The sequence below is a fragment of the Roseovarius sp. MBR-79 genome, from assembly GCF_053628555.1.
Genome location: NZ_JBRJGP010000072.1, coordinates 1 through 1,454, shown reverse-complemented (window position 1 = coordinate 1,454; position 1,454 = coordinate 1). Strand labels below are relative to the sequence as shown.

The 1,454-nt window shown below is 60.9% G+C and carries 2 protein-coding genes; both read right to left on the bottom strand.

From position 1 onward, the window contains the following. Positions 1–57: 57 nt before the first annotated feature. Entirely contained in the window at positions 58–384 is a 327-nt protein-coding gene (locus ACSSV8_RS20165; protein WP_454283674.1) for a hypothetical protein, read from the bottom strand. A gap of 3 nt (positions 385–387) precedes the next feature. Then, positions 388–1,146, bottom strand: a complete 759-nt coding sequence (locus tag ACSSV8_RS20160) for a DNA methyltransferase (protein WP_454283673.1) — start codon at positions 1,144–1,146, stop codon at positions 388–390. Between the last annotated feature and the right edge of the window lie 308 nt (positions 1,147–1,454).

The window sequence follows — 1,454 nt, the reverse complement described above, 5'->3', positions numbered from 1 at the left end:
TCCGAAAGGACAAAAGTGGCCGACTTTTACGCCGCCCGCGACAACACTATGCCGCCGCTACCGTGGCCGAGTATTGCTCCGCCGATTACAGGTCAGCGGATAGGGGCGGCGCAGGTAGCGGCTGGCGGCAATGCCGATGCATTCCGCCGCCAGCAGGGTCTTGCCGCCCCCGGTGGGCAGGCGTAGACAGACATAGGGCACATCGGGCAGGCCTGTGAGCGGTTTGTAGGTTTGGGGGGCAAACACGCGGCCCTCAAGCCGGGCAAGATCGGCCTGATGCGCGGCCTCATGGCCAAAAGCGTCGGCGGGGCCGGTGGCAAGGGACCGGGTCAGAAACCGGTCAAGTGCTGCAAGGGTGGCGGTTTGGTAGTTCTTTAGCTGCATCGCCTAACCCCGCGCCGGAATGTCGAAAGGGGTCTGGCGGAAGGTGATGCCTTCGGCCTTCAGCGTGGCCTCGGACAGGCGGCAGGCGGCGCCGTAAACAACCAGATTGCCAGTAAACCCGGCGGGAAGTTCGGCCCGCAGCAGCGCCAGCACCGAACGGGTCAACACGTTGCCGCCGCCCACGCTGCGGTCTTTCAGAATGCCGTTGAACAGCAGGGCAATGGCGCGGGTGTCATCATGGCCCAGGATCGGGCCAGCAGGGGCTGTTGCCAGCGGCTGGCGGGTTTCGGAAAACCAGATGTGGCGGGCAAGGTCGGCAAAGCGGATGGCGGGGTCGATCTGGCCATCGGCGGTGAACACGGCCTGCCCAAGGGTGCAAAACCGAAAACCCCCGCCGCCCTGCCAGCCCACATCCTGGCTGATGCCGCCCTGTTCGCCGTCAATCACCTTGCGCAGGCGCAGGGCGCAATGGGTGCGGGCATGATCCCCCATCTCGATCCCGATCCATCGGCGGCCCATCTTGTGCGCGACAGCGGCAGTGGTGCCAGAGCCGAGGAAACTGTCGAGAACAAGGTCGCCGGGGTTGGTGGCGATATCCAGTATCCTCTTCAATAGAGGTTCTGGTTTAGGCGTGTCAAACGATGCCTTTTCTCCGAAAATCAACTCCAGTTCGCGAGCGGCGTGTTGGTTCAAACCGACGTCATCCCAAATTGTGGGTGCGGTCATTCCCATTTTAGCCTCTGTCTTGAAGAGCTTTCTCATAGGGGTCCCCGCGCGCCCGTCTTTCCCCCAGAAGTAGCGCCTATCTGCCACCATTTTTTCCATGACTTCGCGCCGATACACCCAGCAGCGTCCCTTGCGTGGAAAAACTTCTTCTCCTGTAAAGGGATTGACGACTGGATATACGAGACTGTCTACATGGCGACCGCCCTTTGCATTTCCAGTAGAATCAACTTTTCGAAACGGACCTCTTTCGTAAGCCTCCGGGGGCGGCCGTCTGAACTTGTGTTCGCTCCGATGGTAAGTCCGCCCTTATGTCCGACTTTATCAACCGCCCTCAAATCGAAGTT